Source organism: Microcystis sp. LE19-8.1F, assembly GCF_027531715.1.
Classification (GTDB): Bacteria; Cyanobacteriota; Cyanobacteriia; order Cyanobacteriales; family Microcystaceae; genus Microcystis; species Microcystis wesenbergii_A.
In genome coordinates, this window is the sequence record NZ_JAPZSO010000062.1 from 1 (window position 1) to 2,513 (window position 2,513).

Annotated in this window: 3 protein-coding genes; all 3 read left to right on the forward strand. The window is 52.3% G+C overall.

Translation table 11 applies throughout. The annotated features are described in order from the left end of the window. Positions 1–739: helix-turn-helix domain-containing protein (locus tag O9334_RS06405; protein WP_287999688.1), on the forward strand; the 739-nt coding region annotated here is incomplete at its 5' end. Continuing rightward, positions 732–2,096 (forward strand): replicative DNA helicase, encoded by a 1,365-nt coding sequence (gene dnaB / locus O9334_RS06410; protein ID WP_287999689.1) that lies wholly within the window; start codon positions 732–734, stop codon positions 2,094–2,096. The genes O9334_RS06405 and dnaB, both read left to right, overlap by 8 nt. Next, complete coding sequence (locus O9334_RS06415; protein WP_287999690.1) at positions 2,086–2,388, forward strand: hypothetical protein; 303 nt, start codon at positions 2,086–2,088, stop codon at positions 2,386–2,388. The genes dnaB and O9334_RS06415 overlap by 11 nt, the downstream gene beginning before the upstream one ends. Positions 2,389–2,513 lie beyond the last annotated feature (125 nt).

Here is a 2,513-nt window from a genome sequence, read left to right on the forward strand (position 1 = left end):
GAGAACGATCGATCCGTTTGGCGGTCGCGATCTGCGCGTCAAGGTCACGGATGTGGCAACCGCCACGGGACTCCAGAAAGGCACGGTTTCCAAAGCCCTGAAAGTTCTTAGCGATAAAGGTTACATCGATCTAGAAATCACTGAAGCACTGGTCAAGCTGCAAACGTTTCCTAAAGGAGATCAGGTCTCCCGCGACGGGGAAGAGTTTCCTGTAGGAAACACGGTTTCCTGTGATGCGGAAAAGTTTCCTACAGGAAACACGGTTTCCTCTGATGCGAGAGAGTTTCCTACAGTACCATCAGGTTTCCTACAGGAAACACCCTCGCACTGTGGGAAACATCCTCGCACTGTAGGAAACGATCCCGTCCCAGAACCTAGTCAGGGCAAGGAATCCAGCACCTCTAAGATTATTAAGACTTATTCAGACTTTAAAAAGACTCTCTCAGAAGACGAGCGAGAGAGATTTTTTTATTTTGTAAGGAAGGAAACTGGGAAACTTCCCAATCCGATCATCGATATAGAGGCATGGTTGGCCGGCAAGAATGCAGCTGGCCTGAACCGGTGGGAAGTTTATTATGAGCTTTTCGAGAAATCGGAGGGACGAACGAACGGACAAAAAACGGGGAAAGAACAGAAACCCAGGAAGCTATCCTTTTCAGAGCGCAACGAAACGAAGCGATTGGCCAGATTAGCGGGCGAGAAATGGATCGACCCGTGGGGTCTAGAAAGTGATGTATGATCCTGCGTTGCCCCCTCAGAATATCGAGGCCGAGGAATCTATTTTAGGGGGAATTCTCCTCGACCCCAAGGCCATGGGACGGATCGTCGATTTTCTAGTCGCCGATGCCTTTTACGTTCGTTCCCATCAAGAAATTTACCGAGCGGCGGTTTCTCTTCACGGTAAGGGAAAGCCCACAGACCTGATGACGATTTCCAGTTGGCTGCAGGATCACCAGCTTCTCGACGAGGTGGGAGGGATTCCCCGACTGTTACAGCTAATCGAGCGCACGGTATCGGCCGCTAACATCGATCGCTATGCTGAGTTGGTGATGGATAAGTATGTCCGTCGTCAGTTGATCGGAGTCGGAGGTGAGGTCATCGAGTTGGCCCGCGACACGACGCGGGAGTTGGACGAGGTACTGGACGGGGCGGAGCAGGGAGTATTTCGGGTATCGAACCGGGGACGAACGACGCGAACGCTTCCCAATAGCGAGGTGGCGAGTGCCGCCTTCACGGAATTGGAGAAAAATAACCCGATTTACCCCACGGGCTTACGAGAGTTGGACGATCTGATTGTCGGTTTCGAGCCTGGAACGCTGACCCTGCTCGCGGGGCGACCGTCGATGGGCAAGTCCCAAGCCGCCTTATTTTTCGCCTTACAGATGCTCGCTCGACGGATACCCGTGGTTTTCTTCTCGCTGGAGATGACCGCCCAACAGCTAGAGTATCGTCTGTGGAGTTTGTTGAGCGTTCACCCGCACTATTGCGATTATGGGTTCTCTCCCCTCCGAAGCGGTCGGATCAGGCAACACCGCGCAGGACTGGCTCCACTCACCGAGCTAGAACGAGAAACGATCGTCGATGTGCTGAAGGTAGCGGCCGAATTACCGCTTTATTTCAACGACGACCGGGGAACAACAGTCATGGGCATCGCCTCGGAATGTCGTCGTCTCATCGGCGAGAAAAAGAAACCCGGTTTGGTGGTGGTGGACTACCTTCAGATGATGGCCGATGATTCCCCCAACGGCAACCGCAGTTACGAGTTGGGCAACGTCGCTCGGGGACTCTACAAGATGGCGGGCGATTTAAACGTGCCGATTCTGGCACTCTCCCAAATATCCCGGGCAGTAGAGGGACGCAACAATAAACGTCCGCTCATGGCCGATCTCAGTCAATCGGGAATTCTGGAGATGGTCTCCGATAACGTTGTCCTGCTCTATCGCGATGAATATTACAACCCCGATAGTGCTGATCGCGATGTGCTGGAATTGATCGTCGGTAAGGCCCGTCACGGCTTGACGGGAACGGCACGCTGTCTATTCGATAAGTCCTACGGATTGTTGACGGAATTGCCCGGAGGGAACCATGGCAATTGAAGCGGGTGCGTCGATCGTTATCGTCGGGGAACATCCCGATAACGGTAAGTTCTACAAAATCGGTGAGGTTCGCCAAGATGGTTGGATCCTGACCACCGATAACCGTCTGTTTCACCACCAGTTTTTTGAGGTCTGTTCCCCTCTCGAACCGAGACCGAGAGCTTCCAAGACACCAAAAAGGGCGAAGCGTTCGACAACCCTATCGTCTCCGTCCTCTAACTCGATTCCCTTTAAAATACCTTCACTAGGTAATACGGATGTATCTTTGACTGGTACAGAGCTCAAGGGGTGACAGAAAGGTTAAAGAGCTTGCTTGATAAGGCTCATAGCCGTTAACCCTTTGGAGAAATAAGGGTTTTTCTGGGGTTTGAGGCGTATCAAAGAAAGGGCAAGTTCCGAAAAAATATCCATCGACTC